Genomic DNA, 18,635 nt, shown 5'->3' on the forward strand with positions numbered 1-18,635 from the left:
CGGCTTACTTTAGAATAAAACGAAGTTCAACCTGCGGATAAGATTTTGCCTTCAGGCTTTAAGAATCAGCCTATTGCGTTACTGGCGCTGTTGTTACTGCTGTTTAACCTGACAGTAGCGCCGCTATCGGCATCCCGCACCCTTTCAGCCGCACAGGCGTATGCCAGCGACGACAAGGTACTGATTTGTACCGGGCGGGATATGAAATGGGTGGATATGGCCGCATCTCTGAGCCGGGGCCAGTTCGTTTTTGTCGACCCGCCGGAACAACTCCCGGAGCCCTTGCAACAGGTAGAATGCAGCGCCGGATTGTTGCTCGACAACCACGATATTATGGCCGGCAACACTGCGCTCATCGCTTCACAGAAAATAACCCTGAGGGCATTCAGTCTTTTTTCCAGTGCTACCCTCAATGACAGGTACAACAACGCGCTGTCCCGCGCACCTCCTTTTGTATTCAGGCTTTTCCCATAATCGCCTGATCACACTGCTGCATCAGGCCCGAGTTTAACCAGCCGGATTAGTCTTTAATCCGGCCAGCCTGAAGTTATTACAATGAATAAAAACACGGTTTTACCTCGCCGCTCACCTGCTCTGCGTGTGGTGTTATCTGCTATGGCACTGAGCCTGCCGTTATCTGCACAAGAACAGCAAACAATGTCTGCCCTGCATCCAATTGAAAAAGTACTGGTTATGGGGGAAGTGATGGCGTCACCTAACCAGATTGTTACCGACCCTAAAAAGCCCCGCCAACCACTGCCCGCCCATGATGGCGCTGACTATCTGAAAACCATCACCGGGTTCAGTATCGTTCGCAAGGGCGGGGCCAGTGGCGACCCTGTATTCAGGGGCATGGCCGCCTCGCGTCTGAACATCATTACCGACGGCAATATGTTGCTTGGTGGATGTAGCAGTCGGATGGACCCGCCTACGGCCTATATCTCGCCACAGAGCTTTGATCGTATCCGGGTGATCAAAGGCCCCCAATCCGTACTCAATCTGCCGGCCAATGCCACGGTTTTATTTGAAAAAGACCAATACCAGCTTTCAGAAGCCGGAGTTCAGGGTGATATCAGCATGACTCTGGCGGAATTTAACCGCAAAGCACTCAATGCCGACCTCACCTCCGGCAATCAGAACGGTTACCTGCGTATGAGCCTCAGTAACGCCAGCGCCAGTAATTATCAGGATGGCAACGGCAACCCTGTCAACAGCGCATATGACCGCTGGAGCGCTGCGACTGAACTGGCCTGGACACCCGGGCCCGATACGCTGTTAATGCTGAGCCTGGGCCGGAGTGACGGCGAAAGTGCCTATGCAGATCGGGCCATGGACGGCAGCATGTTTGATCGCCGCCATATCAGTATCAAAGCCAGACAGGATGACTTAAATGATTGGCTTTCCCGCATTGAGGGGCAGTTATACTTCAATCATATTGACCATTTGATGGACAATTTCAGCCTCAGAAACTTTACCCCTGATGCCATGATGCCGTTTCCGGCGGCCATGAATCCGGATCGTTACACCCGCGGTGGTAAAATTCAGCTGGATCTGACTGCAGCGATAAACTGGCAGATCCGCCTGGGACTGGATAACAGCCAGAATGTGCATCGAAACCGTATGAGCATGAACCAGCTGATGATGCCCTGGCAGGATATGCTCAGAGTCGAAGATGGCCGCTTCGATCAGTGGGGTATATACGCCGAGATAGACCACGCGATTTTAGCCAATCTGAGTCTGTTTGGCGGCTTGCGGGCAGATCACTGGGAAGCTGAGGATCACCGGCCAATGCTGCGTAAAAATATGCAGCTGAACCTAATCAACCCGAGCTTTGGTGACCGTCGCCAGGATACCCTGACAAGCGGCTTTGTTCGTATTGAGCAGACTCACAATCAACATACCTGGTATCTGGGCGCAGGCCGTGCCGCCCGTTACCCGGATTACTGGGAGTTACTGGGTAACGCCAGAAGTGGCGAAGACAGCCAGTCAGCTTTTTATACGTCACCGGAAGTAACCCATCAGTTGGATATAGGCTGGCTCTATCAAACTGATTTTACCCGGGTATCGGTGTCTGCCTACCTGTCGGATGTAACAGATTTTATTCTGCTGGAAAAACAACAGCCCATGTTACTGGAGCAGGTCAGAAACATTGATGCTCACACCTGGGGCGGCGAGGTGTCGGCAGAGCTGAGCCTGACAGAGAAGCTCACCCTGGAAACCTCACTGGCTGTGAGCCGCGGCACCAATGACAGTGATAATCTGCCACTGGCCCAACAACCGCCGCTGGAGTTTCGGATCAGCGCCGCTTATCAGCTACAAAACTGGCATCTGTCAGGCTTGTGGCGATTAGTTGATCAGCAATCCCGTTTTGCTGCCGGTCAGGGCACCATAGCGGGGCTGGACAGTTCCGCTTCCGCTGGCTTTGGGGTGTTGTCTGTTAATGCGCTGTATCGCCCTTCAGACAAATGGTTACTCAGTCTCGGCATCGATAACCTGCTGGATAAAACCTATCAGGAGTACCTGAGCAAAACGGCAGCATCTGTTCCCGGTTTTGTTGCCGATGATCGCATCAGTGAGCCGGGGCGTACTGCCTGGGCGAAACTGGATTACCGTTTCTGAATACTCAGGGTTGTGGCTTTGCCAGATGAAGGCTCTGTCCAATTTGAAGAGTAATAAAGTCGTCGCCGAGCCCGGCTTCAGTGGCCGCCTGTTGCAGTCGCTGCGCCGGTTCAAATAAGGGCTCGGCACTAAGCTGGAAGGTAGACCAGTGCATACCGATACTTTTCCTGCTGCCCAGTTCCTGATGCAGCGTTACCGCTTCTTCAGGATTAACATGGTACTCACGCATAAAATCCCTTGGCGAATAGGCCCCAATGGGGATTAAAGCCAGATCAAAGGGGCCATACTGTTCACCGATTTGCTTAAAATCCACGGCGTTATATCCGGTGTCACCGCCAAACCAGAATTTAAATCCGTCAATTTCCACCACCCAGCTTGCCCACAGCGTATGGCGGCGATCAAACAGACTACGCGCCGACCAGTGCTGCGAAGGCGTTGCGGTAATGCGCAGCTCGCCTGTCTCACGCTGTTGCCACCAGTCATAGCTTTGAGTCTGATAGTTGCGCTTATCCAGTTGCTTAAACCAGTTATCGACGCCCAGTGGAACATGATACTGCACCGTATCCGGTAAGGCCGTTACCGTATATTCATCCAGATGATCATAATGATTATGGGAAATCAGCACATGATGAATATCAGGTAGATCTGATAGTCTGTAAGGCATAGGCGCAAGACGTTTCGGGCCCCGCAAAGCTCAGTGGTGAAGCCCGCTCAGAAAAGATCGGGTCGGTCAGCAGGTTTATGCCGTTGTAACTGATCAGAAAAGTGGAATGACCCAACCAGGTGACTCTGGGTTGTTCAGGGGCCTGTGTCAGATCCTCCAACGTATCGGCTACCGCTATCCGGTGTGCCTCACTTTGCTGATCGGCAAAGGGTACCTCACCAAAATATTTGGTCCAGGCGAAAGCAAATACGGTTTTTTCCGGATCTTCTATATGGGGGTTCTGATAAACCTCCCCTGCCCTGGCGACCACTTCACTGACCCGGCCTTCAGACTGAACGGTACAGCCGGGCAGCAATAAGCTGACCAGGAGCACTGGGAAGATCAATCTCAGCATAAAGCGCCTTTACCGGGAATTAACGTTATTATGACTTTACGCCACAACCAGGCTTTAGATCATGTCCCATAACAAACTTATTCCCCTTGCATAATATCCATAGCCGTTGCAGTTAAGGCTTCAGCGGCGGTGGCAATTACTTTGTCTGCCTGTGGCGCCCACAACGGGCTATGCAGTGAAGGCAACTTGGTGCCCTGCTCCTGAGCTTGCTGCCATTTATCTTCTGGCACACCACCCACCCAGATAATCATGCTGTTGATGCTGGTATCAGCGCGATAATAACGGCCAAAGTCTTCTCCTGCCATCACAGGCGGGGCCTGCACCACTCTGTCACCGCCAAATCTGGCGGTAAAGCGCTCGGCCATTTTGCGGGTAAACTCCGGGCTGTTGTAAGTAGAAGGGGTATATTCGTCTTTAATATGTACCTCTGGCATCAGCTCCTGTGGCATGCCGGCGGCAATAGCCTCACCTTTGGCGATACGGGCAATGCCGTCGAGCAGCATCTGACGTGTTTCATCGGAATAACTGCGCACGGTCAGCAACAATCTGGCTTCATCGGAAATAATATTATGCTTGGAGCCTGACTGAAAACTGCCGACCGTTACCACCGCCGGGTTCTGTGGATCCAGCTCCCGGCTGACCAGGGTCTGCAGTGCACCCACAATACGACTGCCCAGTACGATAGGATCTTTGGTGGCATGGGGATAAGCACCGTGGCCGCCAACGCCTTTAACGATAATATCCACGCTGTCGACATTGGCCAGTGTATAACCCGGGGTATAGCCAATTACCCCAGCCGGTAATGAGGCGGAGTTATGAAAGGCCAGCACATAATCGGGCCTGGGGAAACGCTCATACAAACCATCATTAAGCATATCTTTGGCGCCCCGACCGCGCTCCTCTGAGGGCTGCAGGATCATAACCAGTGTGCCTGACCAGTTCTTTTCCTGAGCGACCAGCGCACGAGCTGTACCCAGCCAGCCGGCCATATGCGTGTCATGGCCACAGGCATGCATTACCGGACTTTCGATGCCGTCTTCTGTGGTGGCGACCACTTCTGAGGCATAGGGTAAACCGGTTTTCTCCTCAACGGGTAAGGCATCCATATCGGCACGGATCATCACCACCGGCCAAGGCCGTTTTTCATCAACGCCACCACACCATGACCGCCCACGTTTTCGGTTACCTCAAAGCCCAGCTCACGGGCTTTTTCCGCCAGCATCGCCGCACTCTGCTCTTCATCACCGCTTAGTTCGGGATACTGATGCAGATGTTTGTAGGTTTCCATCAACAGCGGTAAATCCTGCTGTATCTTATCCCGCAATGTGTTGTCAGCAGCCGCCTCGGCATTAACTGGCAGGGTAAGCACAGAAAAACAAAAGGGAACCAGCAGAGCAGTTTTCAGGGCATTCATGGTGTAATCCTTAATAAAAAAAGCACACAATCAGCCTACAGCGAATAACGCAGCTTGGCAAAGTGTGCCCGAATGACCCAAGCGTTATAGAAAAGCCAGACATTTCATCCGCCACAGATTGCACTGCTCTTAAGCCTGCGGCATAGTAAATTACAGAACGGAAGCGGATCCCCATAGCCCCGGCTCGATGGAGCGGTGCCATCTGAATTCATTCTACGCTGTTGAATCTGTCTGACAGCAAGGCTGCCACAGACTAAAGGCATAAAAGAGCCTGCCTTTGTGATGATTTTAGTTTAAGGATGCATTAATGAACGTAAAACTTTCCCGATTACAGAGCATTGTCATGATAACGCTGACGTTTGCCTGTCAGCTCAGCTTTGCCAACCCTGCTGGTTGTGATATTGAACAAATTAATGGTTTTGATGCAACCAAAGAGCACAAACCAGCTTATATAGAAGGGGTAAAGGCCAACCTTATTCGCTGTGCGGAATCGGGGCATGAAATGGCTGTTACCGGGCTTATGCTGAGTTATTTTCAGGGCAATCCAGCGCTAAATATTGAAAAAGACCATAACAACTTACTGAAATTCCTTGAGAGAATTGCTTCTGAAGGCAACATTTTTTCTCAGGATATGCTGGTTAGGTTTTACACAGATGATGATTTCCTCAAGCTAACAGACGTAACAGAGGCGAACGCCAGGTTTAAGGCCTATAAGTGGTATTACGCATCCTTAGCATCAAATCAGGAAAGTGTCCGAAAATTTAAAAAAATTAAATCCCTTGAAAGCAAAATGAACAGCAAGGAAATCTCTCGGGCAATTGCAGAAGCAGAAGCTATCTACCCAAAGAACTTCAGGAAAAATGGACATGGCGTTTACAACCATTTGGGCCATAAATATTTTGAGGGCAAAGTGGTCGAAAAGGATCTTAAAAAAGCACATGAATACTCTCTCAAAGCGGCAAATTACGGTAATGAATACGCCCAGTACAGGCTTGGAAAGCATTACACTCAGGGTACAGGTTATGTAGATGTGGATGGACCGCAAGGCATACGCTGGTATGAGAAATCCGCTGAGCAGGGGAATGCCTATGCGTTGTTTGATCTGGGAAAACTCTATTTGACGGGTTCCCATGTGGATCAGGATATACAAAAAGCCATTCGCTATATTGAAGCGGCCGGCGAAAAGGGTAACAGCGAGGCCAAGGTAATGCTGGGCGAGTTCTATGTTAATGGAACCCATGTTACCAAAGACGCCAAGCGGGCATTCGAATTATTTTTATCAGCTTCAAATACTCACAATAGCCGGGCCCAGTACTATCTGGGGCATTGTTTTAACTATGGAATCGGTGTCGAAAAAGACAGTACAACAGCTTATAGCTGGTATATGAAATCCGCCAACGCCGGGAATCCCGATGCCCAGTATTCAATGGCAGTGGCCAGGCAAAATGGCGTGGCTGAAGCGGGCATATCTCAATCCCTTTCCGAGGCGGTTAACTGGTATACCAACGCGTCTGCACAGGGGCATGGTAAGGCTCAGTTTAATCTCGGTATTCTTTACGCACAAGGTGGAGACGGGGTAGAGAAGAATCTGTATCAAGCCTACAAAGAAATATTACTGTCTCGTGTTAAGCATGAATACAAAGAAAAGACGCTGGCTTCTATCACCCAGCAAATGTCCCAATCGGAACTGGCAAAAGTTGGAGAGCTGCTGGAGTCTCTAAAGTAAGGAAAAGGAGTCCAACAGAGTCTCATCGGCCAGAAACACTGAACTAATATAAACCAATTCAGACAATCTGGCCTCGCTATGTCTTCCTGCCTGTACTATCAGAACAGGCAAGCTGCACTAACGAAGAGATACCAGCCTACTGATACAAGCCTGCCCGTGCGTTGATTTGCAGCTGACTCACCGCTAATGGGCGAACACTGCATACCACAAACGAATCCCCAGGATTGGTGCTAATTCAGGGGAAAGGTCAATGCGCCCTCATAAACTGCTTGACTTAAAGTCGACTTTAACTTGTATGCTCATTGAGTAAGTACCCCATTCCAGCATCGCGGGGGTGCCGACAAACCAATCAACCAAGTAAACAAGGATACAGATATGGATAGCGATTTTTGGCATCAAAAATGGGAACGGGGTGACATCGGCTTTCATGAGCAACAGGTCAACCCGGCATTAGTGGGGAACATGGAAAGCCTGAATCTGATAAAGGGCTCACGACTGTTTCTGCCTTTGTGTGGGAAAACACAGGATATAGCCTGGTTACTTGCACAGGGATATCGCGTTGTTGGTGCAGAGTTAAGTAAACGTGCGATAAACGAGCTATTTCAACAGCTGAATGTAACTCCCGATATTACTGAGGCAGGAGAACTGACGCGATACAGCGCCAATAACATAGATATCTGGGCCGGGGATATATTCAACCTCGGCGCCAATAGTCTTGGCGCTGTTGATGCTATTTATGACCGCGCGGCTTTGGTGGCATTACCTGAAGAAATGCGTCAACGCTATGCAATTCATCTTGATGCAATATGCCATAGCGTTCAACAGTTGCTGGTCACTTGTGAATACAATCAGCAATTACATGATGGCCCACCATTTTCGGTCAGTGAACAAGAACTGCAACGACTTTACGGCAACCAATATCAGTTGAATAGGCTGGCGCAAGATGACATTGCGGGCGGGTTCAAAGGCAAAGTCGCTGCGACAATCAGTGTTTGGCACTTACATCGGTAAAGTGAATAGACGCAGCGGATAAGGAATGGCTATTGTTATACGCCGTTGTCGGCCTTTTGTTTGGCGTTATGGCAGGTTATAAACACCAATTTATGCTTGTACCAAAGCGTGAAGTTGCACTAATCCCGTGAAAATAAAAAACCAGCTGTATCATTATAATTTATCCGGATCGGCCAGTTGCACTTCCTGCTGTTTGGCTGGCTTTTCGGGTACCAGTAGCGACGGGGAACCTTTTACTTTTTCGATCTGACGAAACACATCCCGCCAGCTTAAGATCCCCACCCACTGACGCTCGGCATTGACCACCGGCAGACAGGAGATGCGGTGGCGGTTAAACAAACGTACGGCCTGAAGCACTGATTCAGTATCCAGGATCACGATAAGTTCCCGGCTCATAATCTGCGATACCTTGCGTTTAAAGGCGGCCTGATCGTGTTCATTGGCCATGGGGGTGCCGATTCTCGGGCTTAAGTGCTTAAGCAGGTCGCGATCAGAGACGATGCCCAGCAAAGTTTTACCGCTGACCACCAGCAGATGATGAAAGCGGTGTTTTTCAAAAATCTGGTAAACCTTGCCCAGATTATCATCCACGCCAACCGTCACCACCTTAGTGGTCATAATTTTGCTGACTTTCATACCCCTTCCTTGCCTGAAAACGCCATATATCAACAGGATAATAGACCATGAGTCAGATTATCCTTTTTTATGCGGTTTTATCCAGTACCAACTCAGTAATACCAACAGACCAAAAAGGGAGTAGATAAGTATAAACACCCAGGCCGGTGCCTGATAATACAAAAGCTCTGACATCCAGTGGGCAATAAAAGCGCCGCTGTAGGTGACCTGCCCTGCCTGTTCGCGCAGCATCATCTCCCATTGGGTAAGCGGGCAGATTCTGCCAAGCCAGGCCTGTATCACCACAAAGCCAATGGCCAGAAGATGGGCAAAGCGAAAGCGTCGGTTCCTTACCCAGATCCAGCGCTGCCACTTGCCGATAAAAATCAGCAGCAAGCCCCCTACTACAAAAAGCACAAAGGCCAGATGCAGGCCAAGCAATAAATCTGCACCAAGGAGATAAAGCTGTTGTTGGTTCATATTTCAGGCATAGCAGCGAACTCCCACCGATACCAGTCAGTCTTCCTCTTCTGGTGACTGGCTCTCCAGCATTTTAGCACTGAGTTTTTTACTGCTTTGCACGCCCAGGCTCTTAAACTCTTCCACCCGGCGTACCAGATTACCGCGCCCTTCACTGAGCTTATTCATGGCGCCGTCGTATTTCTTTTGCACTGTTTGCAGGCTGTTACCCAACCCTTCGAGATCGTCCACAAAGCCGACAAATTTGTCGTACAGACGCGCGGCTTTTTCGGCGATCACCTTGGCGTTCTGATTCTGATACTCGTATTGCCAGATATTATTGATGGTACGCAGGGCCACCAGCAGGTTGGTGGGGCTGACCAGCATAATATTATTATCCAGCGCCAGTTTAATAAGGTCCGGGGCATTATCAATGGCCAGCAGAAAGGCGGCCTCCACCGGCACAAACATCAGCACATAGTCGAGGGTTTTTACCCCCTGCAGGTTCTGATAATCCTTGTTACCCAGCCCTTTGATATGATTGCGCAGCGAGCTGATATGCTCGTTTAAACAGCGGGCCCGAACCTCGTCATCCTGCTCATTAAAATAACGCTCGTAGGCCGCCAGTGACATCTTGGCGTCGATAATCACGTCCTTGTCCCCGGGCAGATGCACAATCACATCCGGCTTATAAGCCTTACCCTGCTCATCTTTATACTGGCCCTGAGTGTCGTATTCGTGGCCTTCGCGCAGCCCCGATTCGCTTAAGATCCGCTCCAGTACCACCTCACCCCAGTTGCCCTGTTGCTTGTTGTCGCCTTTAAGGGCTTTGGTCAGGGCGGCGGCTTCCTCGGTGATCTGAATATTCAGTTGCTTCAGACTTAAGATCTCGGTTTTCAGCGAGGCACGTTCCTGCCCCTCTTTCACATACTGATCCGTCACCTGCTTTTTAAAGCCTTCAATCTGGTCTTTTAAGGGCGTCAGCAGACTGTCCAGGCTCTGCTTACTGGCACTGGTAAAGTTTTCGGTCTTTTGCTGAAAAATCTTATTGGCCAGATTCTCAAACTGCTGTTTCAGGCTCTGTTCGGCATCTTTAAGCAGTTGCAGCTTGTCTTCGGCGGCCTTCTGCTCCTGCTCAAAACGGGCCTTTTGCGATTCCAGTTCGGTGCGCAGCCTGCCAAGCTCATCACTGGCCTGCTGCCACTTATCCTGCCACTGGCGGGACTGCTGATCCAGCTCCGGAATACGCTGCGCCTGCTGGCGGTATTGCCCCAGCTCGTTTTGCAGTTGCAGCTGCTGCTGATGCGTATCATCCAGCTTTTGATTCAGCTCGTCCACACTGGCATAGGCCTGATGCAGGCTGTGCTGATCCTGCTGATGTTGCTGATTCAGCCGGTCCAGCTCAGTTTGTAAGGCCTGGGTTTTAGCCTGCGCTTTACTGCTCATAATCCAGGCGCTGATCAGGCCACCGACGGCCAGCCCACCTGCGGCCATCGCCAGGTGCAATACTTCCAGTTCAGGGTTCATCAGCATCCTTAGCGGCTTAGCTCAGCTTCCAGCTCTTCGATTTTGGCTTTCCAGATAGCCGGGCCGGTTTGGTGGGCATTGGCCCCGGTGCTGTCTACGGCAACCGTTACCGGCATATCTTCCACTTCAAATTCGTAAATCGCCTCCATACCCAGATCTTCAAAGGCCACCACACGGGATTTTTTGATTGCCTTGGAAACCAGATAGGCCGCACCGCCCACTGCCATCAGGTACACGGCTTTGTGTCTGGCAATACTGTCTACGGTGGCCGGGCCGCGTTCGGCTTTACCGATCATGCCGATAAGACCGGTTTTCTCCAGCATCATATCGGTGAATTTATCCATCCTTGTGGCGGTGGTGGGGCCTGCAGGGCCAACCACTTCATCACCTACCGCATCAACCGGGCCGACGTAGTATATAAAGCGGTTGGTCAGATCCACGCCTTCAGGCAAGCCTTCACCGTTATCCAGCATGGTCTGAATGCGTTTGTGGGCGGCATCGCGGCCGGTCAGCATCTTGCCTGACAACAGCACGGTTTCACCCACTTTCCAGTCGAGAATATCTTCTTTGGTCACCGCATCCAGATTTACTCTGCGGGTGTTCTCGCCCACTTCCCAGGTGACTTTGGGCCAGTCTTCCAGCTTTGGTGCTTTAAGTTCAGACGGGCCGCTGCCATCGAGGGTAAAATGAGCGTGGCGGGTAGCCGCACAATTGGGGATCATGGCCACCGGCTTGGAAGCGGCATGGGTGGGCAGGGATTTGATTTTGACATCCACCACCGTGGTGAGTCCCCCTAAGCCCTGGGCACCAATACCCAGATCGTTAACCTTCTTAAAAATATCCAGGCGCAGTTTTTCTTCTGTGGTCTGAGCCCCGCGCTCCATCAGTTCCTGAATATCCACCGGATCCATCAGGCTCTCTTTGGCCAGTACTGCGGCTTTTTCAGCAGTGCCGCCGATACCTATTCCCAGCATACCCGGTGGGCACCAACCGGCCCCCATAGTCGGCAGGGTTTTTACCACCCACTCGGCAATATCATCAGAGGGGTTGAGCATCACCATCTTGGACTTGTTTTCACTGCCGCCGCCCTTGGCGGCAATCATCACTTCAATTTTATCGCCGGGCACCATATCGATATGAACCACTGCCGGTGTGTTGTCCTTGGTGTTTTTCCTCGTACCGGCGGGGTCTGCCACAATGGAGGCGCGCAATGGGTTGTCGGGGTTCAGATACGCCCTGCGGGTACCCTCATCCACCATTTCCTGTACCGTCATGTCGGTTTTATCCCAACTGACCTGCATACCGATTTTCACAAAGCAGGTAACAATACCGGTATCCTGACACAAAGGCCGTTTGCCCTCAGCTGACATCCGTGAATTGATCAGAATCTGTGCCATGGCATCTTTGGCGGCCTGGCTCTGCTCTTTTTCATAAGCCTGTTCGACGGCTTTGACATAATCCAGGGGGTGGTAATAGGAGATAAACTGCAATGCATCTTCGATGCTGTCGATAAAATCCTGCTGACGGATCTGTGTCATGCTGTGCCTCGTTGAATGGTCGTTCTTGTTTGTATATACCCAGGCTGTTTCAAGGTAGCCTGGCTATACCGGGTTGGCGTATCATACATCAAAGTATGCAGGTTCAGAAACGCTCTGAGCCGCGCTTCATTGTCTTTTTCAGGTAGTAATGTGAATAAAACTCCCCTTAGTCCACAGCTGGATCTGCCCCGTCTTTTCAGTCATTACAGTGCAAGGCCCTGGGCCATGTTACTGGACTCCGCCGGCACCACACACGTCAACGGCGAGTTTGACCTGATGCTGGCAGAGCCTCTGGCCTGGGTCATCACTAAAGGCGAAATCAGCGAGGTTCATCGCCATGACCAATGCATCAGCAGCGACGCCGATCCGCTGCAACTGGTTGAGCAACTGATCGCAGAATATTTTCCACAGCCTGAACAGGCAACTCTGAGCGACTTTCCCTTTAGTTGCGGTGCCGCCGGGTATTTTGCCTATGATTTAGGCCGACGTTTTGAGTCCCTACCGGTCACGGCAGAAGCAGATATTCAGGCCCCGGAGATGGCGGTAGGGATCTACAGCTGGGCCGTGGTCAAATCCCGCCAGAGTGGCGAAAGCTGGTTGCTGAGTCACCCAGACTACCCAGCTCCTGACGCCACGCTGCTTAGTCAGCAGGCCAGTCAGGCAGGCTCCAACAACCAGGCTTTCAGTCTGACCAGCCCCTGGCAGGCGAATATGACAGAAGATGAATACTGCCAGAAACTGCGCCGCATTCACGAATACCTGCTGGCCGGTGACTGTTATCAGGTCAATCTTGCCCAGCGTTTTACTGCAGGTTACAAGGGGGACGAGTGGCAGGCCTATCAGAAATTGCGCGAGGCCAATCAGGCGCCCTTCTCTGCCTTTATAAGGTTAGAAAACGCCTGTGTAATGAGCATTTCGCCGGAGCGGTTTTTATCAGTGCAGGATGGCAAAGTACAAACCAAGCCGATTAAAGGAACCCGGCCACGCAGCCTTGATCAAAAAGAAGACAAGGCCCTGGCCGAAGCGCTGGCCACCTCGGAGAAAGATCGTGCAGAAAACCTGATGATCGTCGACCTTCTGCGCAACGATATCAGCAAACATTGCCAAAGCGGCAGCGTAAAGGTACCGCAGTTGTTTGCAATAGAAAGTTTTCCGGCTGTGCACCATCTGGTGTCAACAGTAGAAGGCCGCCTGAAGAGTGATTCCAGCCCGCTGGATCTGTTACGTGGTGCCTTTCCCGGCGGCTCAATTACCGGCGCACCTAAAATACGCGCGATGGAAATTATTGAAGAACTGGAGCCGCACCGGCGCAGTATCTACTGTGGTAGCATAGGGTATCTGTCCGCCGATGGTCGTATGGATACCAGTATCTGTATCCGTACTCTGTTATGTGAAAATCACCAACTCCATTGCTGGGCCGGTGGTGGTATCGTACTGGACTCCGATGCCGGGATGGAATATCAGGAAACCCTCGATAAGGTAAATAAGATTTTGCCTGTGCTGTCGCAGCACAGATAAAGGACACTGAACTCATCAGAAGATGGATAAGACAGAGTTTTTACATCAATTTTATAATGTCAGACAGGTTTGCTACGAATCGGATTATCCGCTGAGTAAGCCGGGCTATCCGGCAGCCGTACTTATGCCCCTGATCAACAGAGAGCAGATGACCATGCTGTTTACCCGCCGTGCCAGCCATTTACGCCACCATGGCGGCCAGGTCAGTTTTCCCGGTGGTCGCATGGAAATAGAAGATAGCAATCTGCTGGAAGCGGCGTTAAGGGAAACCGAAGAAGAAATAGGCATCAACAGCGAACAGGTTGATATTATCGGCCAGTTGGGGCGCTATCGCACCATCAGCGGATTTGAGGTCACGCCCTATATCGGCATTATTGAGCCGCCCCTGAAACTGAAACGGGATCACAATGAGGTGGCGTCTATATTTGAGGTGCCGCTGAGTTACCTGATGGATAAGCGGAATCATCTGGTTCATTATGCCAATCGTAACGGCCAGCCCCACCCCATCTACTTTATTCACTGGCAGCAACAACATATCTGGGGGGCCACGGCGGCCTTTGTGCGTAATCTTTCTAATCATTTGGGTGAGTGAGCCCGTGAGTGAGGTGAGAGGCGTCAGGGGTGAGGAGGAGCTCAGAGTAGCCCGGATGTAGCGCAACGGAATCAGCCCCATGGCTTTTGAACAACAGTAAACTACAAACAGTGTCTACTTTTCTGGGGCATACCATCATTACCCCTTACTCCTCACCCCTCACCAATACAGATCACACATTTCTTTACACTCCATTAACTAATCTAATCTGTGTGATTACTTTTGTCTGTTTGTCAGTTGCTGCACAATTCGCCATCCTATAACAAATAGAAATGCATTAAGAGAACCCTATGATCAGCGTATTTGACATGTTCAGCATCGGCATCGGCCCCTCCAGTTCCCATACCGTAGGTCCAATGCGTGCCGCGAAGGCCTTTATTGAGGAACTTAAAAGCCGGGATCTGTTCGCACAAACCGACAGGGTCAAAGTGGAACTCTGTGGCTCCCTGGGACAAACAGGTAAAGGTCACGGCACCGGCAAAGCCGTTATTCTCGGCTTACTCGGCCATGATCCGGAAACCGTCGATGTGGACAGGGTTGAACAGATGCTCAGTGAAATTGAGCAAAGCCAGAAGCTTAATCTTAACGGCGAAAAGCTGATTAAGTTTCCCCGTGAAGGCGCCATTGTCTTTCATCGCCGCAAAACCCTTAAACTGCATTCCAATGGCCTGAGCTTTTTCGCCAAACAAGGGGATGAACTGCTTTTCAGTCAGACTTACTACTCCATAGGCGGCGGTTTTATTATCAAAGAAGAAGACTTTGAGGATGAAAAAGCCACCGCACTCAAACATGCTGAAAAGCCCGTGCCCTACCCTTTTGAAACCGCCGCGGAGTTACTGGGTCATTGTAAAGAAACAGGTATGCGCATCAGCACCCTGATGCTTAAAAATGAACAGGTTTTTCAGTCAGAGCAGGAAATCCGCGCCAAGCTCTGGCATATCTGGAAAGTCATGGATGCGTGTATCGAAAAAGGCAAACAGACCGAGGGGATCCTGCCGGGTGGTCTGAAAGTCAGACGCCGGGCACCGGATCTGTATCGTAAGCTGCAAAGTGAAAAAAGCGCCGATCCAATGGCGGCCATGGACTGGGTAAACCTGTTTGCCCTGGCAGTGAACGAAGAAAATGCCGCCGGCAGCAGAGTTGTAACCGCCCCCACAAACGGAGCGGCCGGAATTATCCCGGCAGTGCTGTGTTATTTCGATAAATTTGTGCGCCCTGTTGATGAGGATACTGCAGTACGCTACCTGCTGACTGCGGCAGCTATTGGCATTTTATACAAGAAGAATGCCTCGATTTCCGGTGCCGAAGTCGGCTGCCAGGGGGAAGTGGGCGTGGCCTGTTCCATGGCAGCAGGGGCCCTTGCAGAGATTATGGGCGGCAGTGTGAATTCGGTAGAAAATGCCGCCGAAATCGGCATGGAACATAACCTGGGTTTAACCTGCGATCCAGTAGGCGGCCTGGTACAGGTACCCTGTATCGAACGTAACGCCATGGGTGCGATCAAAGCCATTAACGCTGCCCGCCTGGCCCTGCGCGGCTCCGGTGAACACAAGGTGTCACTGGATAAGGTGATAAAAACCATGTGGGACACCGGCAACGATATGAAATCGAAGTACAAAGAAACGGCCCGCGGTGGCCTGGCGGTTAATATCATTGAGTGTTAGGGCCGTTTCTTTGAGCAGCCAGGGATGGCTGCCCCACAGACCTGATGGCAAGAAAAACCACGCTTTTACGCCCGCATTCAGGTCTGTGCACCGAGGCGACTTTTCAGGATGAAAATCGACGTAGAATAAGTCAACGGCCCGTGGTGGTTTAGCTGTTAATATTATCGAGTGTTAAAGATTTACCGCGGAGCCGCCAAGAACACGGAGAAAACAGAGATTGGAGATTCAAACCTCTGCGTCCTCTGTGACTCTGCGGTGAATATGGCTTTTACTGTGGTGGTAAAAAAAGCCTTCAACCACGAAAGACACTAAAATCACGAACAAATAACTATCTCTCGCAGAGCCGCTGAGACGCAAAGTTGTAGTGGCAAATTTATTCGCCTGATACCGCCAGCCAAATCTTACAAGCCGAATAAATTCGACCCTACTTCCGGGAGACGGTCATGCCCGAGTGTCGTTATCGGGTATCCAGTGACCTTTGAGAAAGCTAAATTTACCACCCCAGAGGCACACAGAGCACAGAGGATTGAAGGGCTTAATTCCCTTTACCTCTCTGCGACTTAGCGTCTCTGCGAGACGCTTAAGCTTTTATTTGTTTGATCTCGCTGAGGCGCAAAGAACGCAGAGATATTGAATAGTTAAACATTTTGACTTCGGCGTGCTCCGGGACTCCGCGGTGAAAAGCTTTAAAGCTGACGACTGAAATCTAATAGCTGATCACTTTCTTTACTCAGGTACACAGTGTTGCAGGCGGTGATTCATATCCTTAACCACCCGGGCCTTAAAACTGCCCTCACCTTGTTGATTCAGCGCTGCTTTGTAATCGGCGATATCCAGCATTTCCATATTCACCCGCAAGGTTTTAAACAGCTTAGGCCAGCGTTGACCGGGTACCTGAACATGATGCAGGCCGCCACTGTACACAAACAGGATCTTGCCACTCTTTAAACGGGAAAGAATATCCGCCACCCCGCCACGTACACTCATGGGATTACCATCTTTATCCAGGCCATTTCGGCGTTTCATCCTGCCCTCCGGCAATATAGCCGTGATGACATCCTCTCTGACATGAGAAAGAAAGTGCTGCCAGGACTCATCCTGCTGACGGGTAATAGGAATACAACCAGGCAAAAGTACCTTAAGGATTCGGCCTGTCATGGGTCGTTCAAGGGTGATATCTGCGCCGGGAACCACCACTTTGTGAGCCACCTGCCAGACAAACCGCCAGGGCGCGAAGCGAATAAACAGAGGTTCGAACAAACTGGTGTGATTCAGAAACACCAGCAGCCTGACATCATTCAGGGACTCTTCTTTCTCCTGGCTGAGCCAGTTAACCCTGCCACGATAAAAAAGATGGGCCAGTAGTTTAACCTTTGCCATCAGCAAAAAACTAACAAGTTTATTCATACTTAACCGATGCAACCTCGTTGTTGTTTTCAGACCATGTTAGCCGAATTGGGTTCTGCTCAAGGATTTTTTTTCACTGCCGATAGCTTTCATGTAAGCAATATATCTGAGGTAACCGATAGCATGAAACATTTAACCCAACTAAAGAGTCTGATGGTCGCAGCGCTGACTGTATTGCTGTCAATGGGGTTAACCGCCTGCATGCAAGGCTTTTCAGTCGCAGAAACTGCCGCACAAGCCCCGGCCTCGGATAATATTCCTGAGCTGGCACTGAAAAGAGTTAACCAGACATTTAAAACCTCATTTATGATGGGCGACTGGTACTATCAGGGTGCCACTGCGGTAAAAGGCGGAATTGATGCCTATATCCAGATCCCCAGTGAGCTGGACATGGATCCTGAATACCAGCGTAACTATCTGCGCCAGTCAGTCTGCCCGAAAGCAGACAACCATCAACTATGGAAAGAACTGTCAGGCCTGTCCTTATCGGTTCATCTGTACACCTTCAATAAACGATTCAGTGTTCACGCTACCTGCAAGAACCCACTGGTTTCGTGATTCCTGTTTTGAATTAAAAAAGGGACCTTGTGTCCCTTTTTTATTTATTGTCTTATCAGTTCAGCCACAATTCAGGCAGATACCGTATCATGCTGATGATGGTTTTCTTGTTAGTTTTGGTTATTCTTTTTGATGATAGGTGCTTTGGCGGTAGTGATACCAGTACGCATAAATAATTACTCACTCAGCGCGACGACAATGTTCTCTGACAAGGCATGATCCTGAAGGTCTGGTGGGTCTAAATCAAAAGACCATAACACAACCAGCGGGCATTTTAGCCTCTCCCGGAGGGAGCAGCCAGAAGAGCTTATCTGTGCGTTGGCGCTTCTTGACGCAGAACCACTATGTCTGTGAAGCGCCGCCATGCTCTAAGCCATTCTGACTCGCTCTGAGAAAGCAATTATCTATGCGGACTGGTATAGTTACATTTAGTTTCAGTTTATTAATGAGGATATGATGAAAATGCTCAGACTACTGCCAGTGCTGCTCTGTATTTTTCTGGTTACACCAGCGATGGCGCAGGATCGCGAGCAGGAACAGATAGATAAGACCAGGGCAGCGCAAAAGGCACGCCAGCAAGTGAATGGCAGGGTACTCAAAGTCGATCGCAAAAAAGACAACTACAGAGTCAAAATGCTGAAAAAATCCGGCCGGGTGGTAACCGTCGATGTGGATTCCAAATCTGGTCAGGTCAGCAGCAAGGAAAAGAAAAAGAATGGCCGTTAACCCAGGCCTGTAAATCAGGATAGTTTCCAGAGCACCATACAGTTTAAAAAACGAATACCAGAGCTGCCTGAAAAAGTCTCAATCAAGGCGTGGTTGCGCAGGAATAGTGGTGCTCTTTTAAGCAACCAGAACGCAGAATGAGGCTTTTTCAGGCGCTCCCGGAGGGCGAGGCCCAAAAAACGCGCATCCGGCGGCAAATTTTC

Annotated in this window: 16 protein-coding genes and 1 pseudogene; 9 read left to right on the forward strand and 8 right to left on the reverse strand. The window is 50.5% G+C overall.

The features are described from left to right. Positions 1 to 45 precede the first annotated feature (45 nt). Together AT746_RS11210 and AT746_RS11215 are read left to right on the forward strand one after the other, a co-directional pair. Entirely contained in the window at positions 46 to 474 is a 429-nt protein-coding gene (locus AT746_RS11210) for a hypothetical protein (protein ID WP_062480338.1), read from the forward strand. Between the two features lie 81 nt (positions 475 to 555). Next, positions 556 to 2,619 carry a TonB-dependent copper receptor gene (locus AT746_RS11215; RefSeq protein WP_062480339.1) on the forward strand — a complete coding sequence of 688 codons (2,064 nt, stop codon included), beginning with the start codon at positions 556 to 558 and terminating at the stop codon, positions 2,617 to 2,619. Between the two features lie 4 nt (positions 2,620 to 2,623). On the opposite strand, the gene AT746_RS20140 is transcribed toward AT746_RS11215, so the two are convergent. The 3 genes and pseudogenes from AT746_RS20140 to AT746_RS11230 all read right to left on the reverse strand — a co-directional run bounded on the left by AT746_RS20140 (position 2,624) and on the right by AT746_RS11230 (position 5,091). Beyond that, positions 2,624 to 3,283: an MBL fold metallo-hydrolase gene (locus AT746_RS20140; RefSeq protein ID WP_062480341.1), complete on the reverse strand. Its 660-nt coding sequence runs from the start codon at positions 3,281 to 3,283 to the stop codon at positions 2,624 to 2,626. After that, on the reverse strand, positions 3,255 to 3,677 hold the full coding sequence (locus tag AT746_RS20145) for an MBL fold metallo-hydrolase (protein ID WP_062480343.1): 423 nt from the start codon (positions 3,675 to 3,677) through the stop codon (positions 3,255 to 3,257). The genes AT746_RS20140 and AT746_RS20145 overlap by 29 nt, the downstream gene beginning before the upstream one ends. Positions 3,678 to 3,754: 77 nt before the next feature. After that, positions 3,755 to 5,091, reverse strand: a pseudogene (locus tag AT746_RS11230) (amidohydrolase). Between the two features lie 307 nt (positions 5,092 to 5,398). Here AT746_RS11230 and AT746_RS11235 point away from each other — a divergent pair. Together AT746_RS11235 and tmpT are read left to right on the forward strand one after the other, a co-directional pair. Beyond that, positions 5,399 to 6,817 carry a tetratricopeptide repeat protein gene (locus AT746_RS11235; protein WP_062480344.1) on the forward strand — a complete coding sequence of 473 codons (1,419 nt, stop codon included), beginning with the start codon at positions 5,399 to 5,401 and terminating at the stop codon, positions 6,815 to 6,817. A 375-nt stretch (positions 6,818 to 7,192) separates the two neighbouring features. Next, positions 7,193 to 7,828 (forward strand): thiopurine S-methyltransferase, encoded by a 636-nt coding sequence (gene tmpT / locus AT746_RS11240; RefSeq protein WP_062480347.1) that lies wholly within the window; start codon positions 7,193 to 7,195, stop codon positions 7,826 to 7,828. 153 nt (positions 7,829 to 7,981) lie between these two features. Here the strand turns inward: tmpT and AT746_RS11245 are convergent, their stop codons facing one another. Genes AT746_RS11245 through AT746_RS11260 form a run of 4 tightly spaced genes read right to left on the reverse strand, consistent with a single transcriptional unit; the run spans position 7,982 to position 11,967 of the window. Beyond that, on the reverse strand, positions 7,982 to 8,464 hold the full coding sequence (locus tag AT746_RS11245; protein ID WP_082633243.1) for a CBS domain-containing protein: 483 nt from the start codon (positions 8,462 to 8,464) through the stop codon (positions 7,982 to 7,984). A gap of 57 nt (positions 8,465 to 8,521) precedes the next feature. Beyond that, the gene (locus AT746_RS11250) at positions 8,522 to 8,923 is read right to left on the reverse strand and encodes a DUF2784 domain-containing protein (RefSeq protein ID WP_062480349.1); all 402 of its coding nucleotides are present in this window, start codon (positions 8,921 to 8,923) and stop codon (positions 8,522 to 8,524) included. A gap of 36 nt (positions 8,924 to 8,959) precedes the next feature. Next, positions 8,960 to 10,429, reverse strand: coding sequence for a DNA recombination protein RmuC (gene rmuC, locus AT746_RS11255; protein WP_420480292.1), 1,470 nt, complete (start codon positions 10,427 to 10,429; stop codon positions 8,960 to 8,962). An 8-nt stretch (positions 10,430 to 10,437) separates the two neighbouring features. Next, on the reverse strand, positions 10,438 to 11,967 hold the full coding sequence (locus AT746_RS11260) for a fumarate hydratase (RefSeq protein WP_062480354.1): 1,530 nt from the start codon (positions 11,965 to 11,967) through the stop codon (positions 10,438 to 10,440). A 150-nt stretch (positions 11,968 to 12,117) separates the two neighbouring features. On the opposite strand from AT746_RS11260, the gene pabB reads away from it, so the two are divergent. From pabB to AT746_RS11275, 3 genes are all read left to right on the forward strand, one after another. Next, positions 12,118 to 13,485: an aminodeoxychorismate synthase component I gene (gene pabB, locus AT746_RS11265; RefSeq protein ID WP_231730922.1), complete on the forward strand. Its 1,368-nt coding sequence runs from the start codon at positions 12,118 to 12,120 to the stop codon at positions 13,483 to 13,485. Between the two features lie 22 nt (positions 13,486 to 13,507). After that, the gene (locus tag AT746_RS11270; protein ID WP_062480356.1) at positions 13,508 to 14,077 is read left to right on the forward strand and encodes a CoA pyrophosphatase; all 570 of its coding nucleotides are present in this window, start codon (positions 13,508 to 13,510) and stop codon (positions 14,075 to 14,077) included. A gap of 290 nt (positions 14,078 to 14,367) precedes the next feature. Continuing rightward, positions 14,368 to 15,741, forward strand: coding sequence for an L-serine ammonia-lyase (locus AT746_RS11275; protein WP_062480358.1), 1,374 nt, complete (start codon positions 14,368 to 14,370; stop codon positions 15,739 to 15,741). A 726-nt stretch (positions 15,742 to 16,467) separates the two neighbouring features. On the opposite strand, the gene AT746_RS11280 is transcribed toward AT746_RS11275, so the two are convergent. Then, the gene (locus tag AT746_RS11280; RefSeq protein WP_062480360.1) at positions 16,468 to 17,148 is read right to left on the reverse strand and encodes a 1-acyl-sn-glycerol-3-phosphate acyltransferase; all 681 of its coding nucleotides are present in this window, start codon (positions 17,146 to 17,148) and stop codon (positions 16,468 to 16,470) included. 123 nt (positions 17,149 to 17,271) lie between these two features. On the opposite strand from AT746_RS11280, the gene AT746_RS11285 reads away from it, so the two are divergent. Together AT746_RS11285 and AT746_RS11290 are read left to right on the forward strand one after the other, a co-directional pair. Continuing rightward, positions 17,272 to 17,706, forward strand: a complete 435-nt coding sequence (locus AT746_RS11285) for a hypothetical protein (protein WP_156413678.1) — start codon at positions 17,272 to 17,274, stop codon at positions 17,704 to 17,706. A gap of 453 nt (positions 17,707 to 18,159) precedes the next feature. Then, entirely contained in the window at positions 18,160 to 18,432 is a 273-nt protein-coding gene (locus AT746_RS11290; protein WP_156413679.1) for a PepSY domain-containing protein, read from the forward strand. Positions 18,433 to 18,635 lie beyond the last annotated feature (203 nt).

Source organism: Lacimicrobium alkaliphilum (genome assembly GCF_001466725.1).
In the GTDB taxonomy this organism is placed as follows: domain Bacteria; phylum Pseudomonadota; class Gammaproteobacteria; order Enterobacterales; family Alteromonadaceae; genus Lacimicrobium; species Lacimicrobium alkaliphilum_B.

Coding starts and splice junctions, on each gene's coding strand:
- AT746_RS11270 (WP_062480356.1), top strand. CDS start 13,508: ATGGATAAGACAGAGTTTTTACATCAATTTTATAATGTCAGACAGGTT.
- AT746_RS11260 (WP_062480354.1), bottom strand. CDS start 11,967: ATGACACAGATCCGTCAGCAGGATTTTATCGACAGCATCGAAGATGCA.
- AT746_RS11285 (WP_156413678.1), top strand. CDS start 17,272: ATGAAACATTTAACCCAACTAAAGAGTCTGATGGTCGCAGCGCTGACT.
- AT746_RS11290 (WP_156413679.1), top strand. CDS start 18,160: ATGATGAAAATGCTCAGACTACTGCCAGTGCTGCTCTGTATTTTTCTG.
- AT746_RS11215 (WP_062480339.1), top strand. CDS start 556: ATGAATAAAAACACGGTTTTACCTCGCCGCTCACCTGCTCTGCGTGTG.
- AT746_RS20145 (WP_062480343.1), bottom strand. CDS start 3,677: ATGCTGAGATTGATCTTCCCAGTGCTCCTGGTCAGCTTATTGCTGCCC.
- tmpT (WP_062480347.1), top strand. CDS start 7,193: ATGGATAGCGATTTTTGGCATCAAAAATGGGAACGGGGTGACATCGGC.
- AT746_RS11245 (WP_082633243.1), bottom strand. CDS start 8,464: ATGAAAGTCAGCAAAATTATGACCACTAAGGTGGTGACGGTTGGCGTG.
- AT746_RS20140 (WP_062480341.1), bottom strand. CDS start 3,283: ATGCCTTACAGACTATCAGATCTACCTGATATTCATCATGTGCTGATT.
- AT746_RS11275 (WP_062480358.1), top strand. CDS start 14,368: ATGATCAGCGTATTTGACATGTTCAGCATCGGCATCGGCCCCTCCAGT.
- rmuC (WP_420480292.1), bottom strand. CDS start 10,429: ATGAACCCTGAACTGGAAGTATTGCACCTGGCGATGGCCGCAGGTGGG.
- AT746_RS11280 (WP_062480360.1), bottom strand. CDS start 17,148: ATGAATAAACTTGTTAGTTTTTTGCTGATGGCAAAGGTTAAACTACTG.
- AT746_RS11235 (WP_062480344.1), top strand. CDS start 5,399: ATGAACGTAAAACTTTCCCGATTACAGAGCATTGTCATGATAACGCTG.
- AT746_RS11250 (WP_062480349.1), bottom strand. CDS start 8,923: ATGAACCAACAACAGCTTTATCTCCTTGGTGCAGATTTATTGCTTGGC.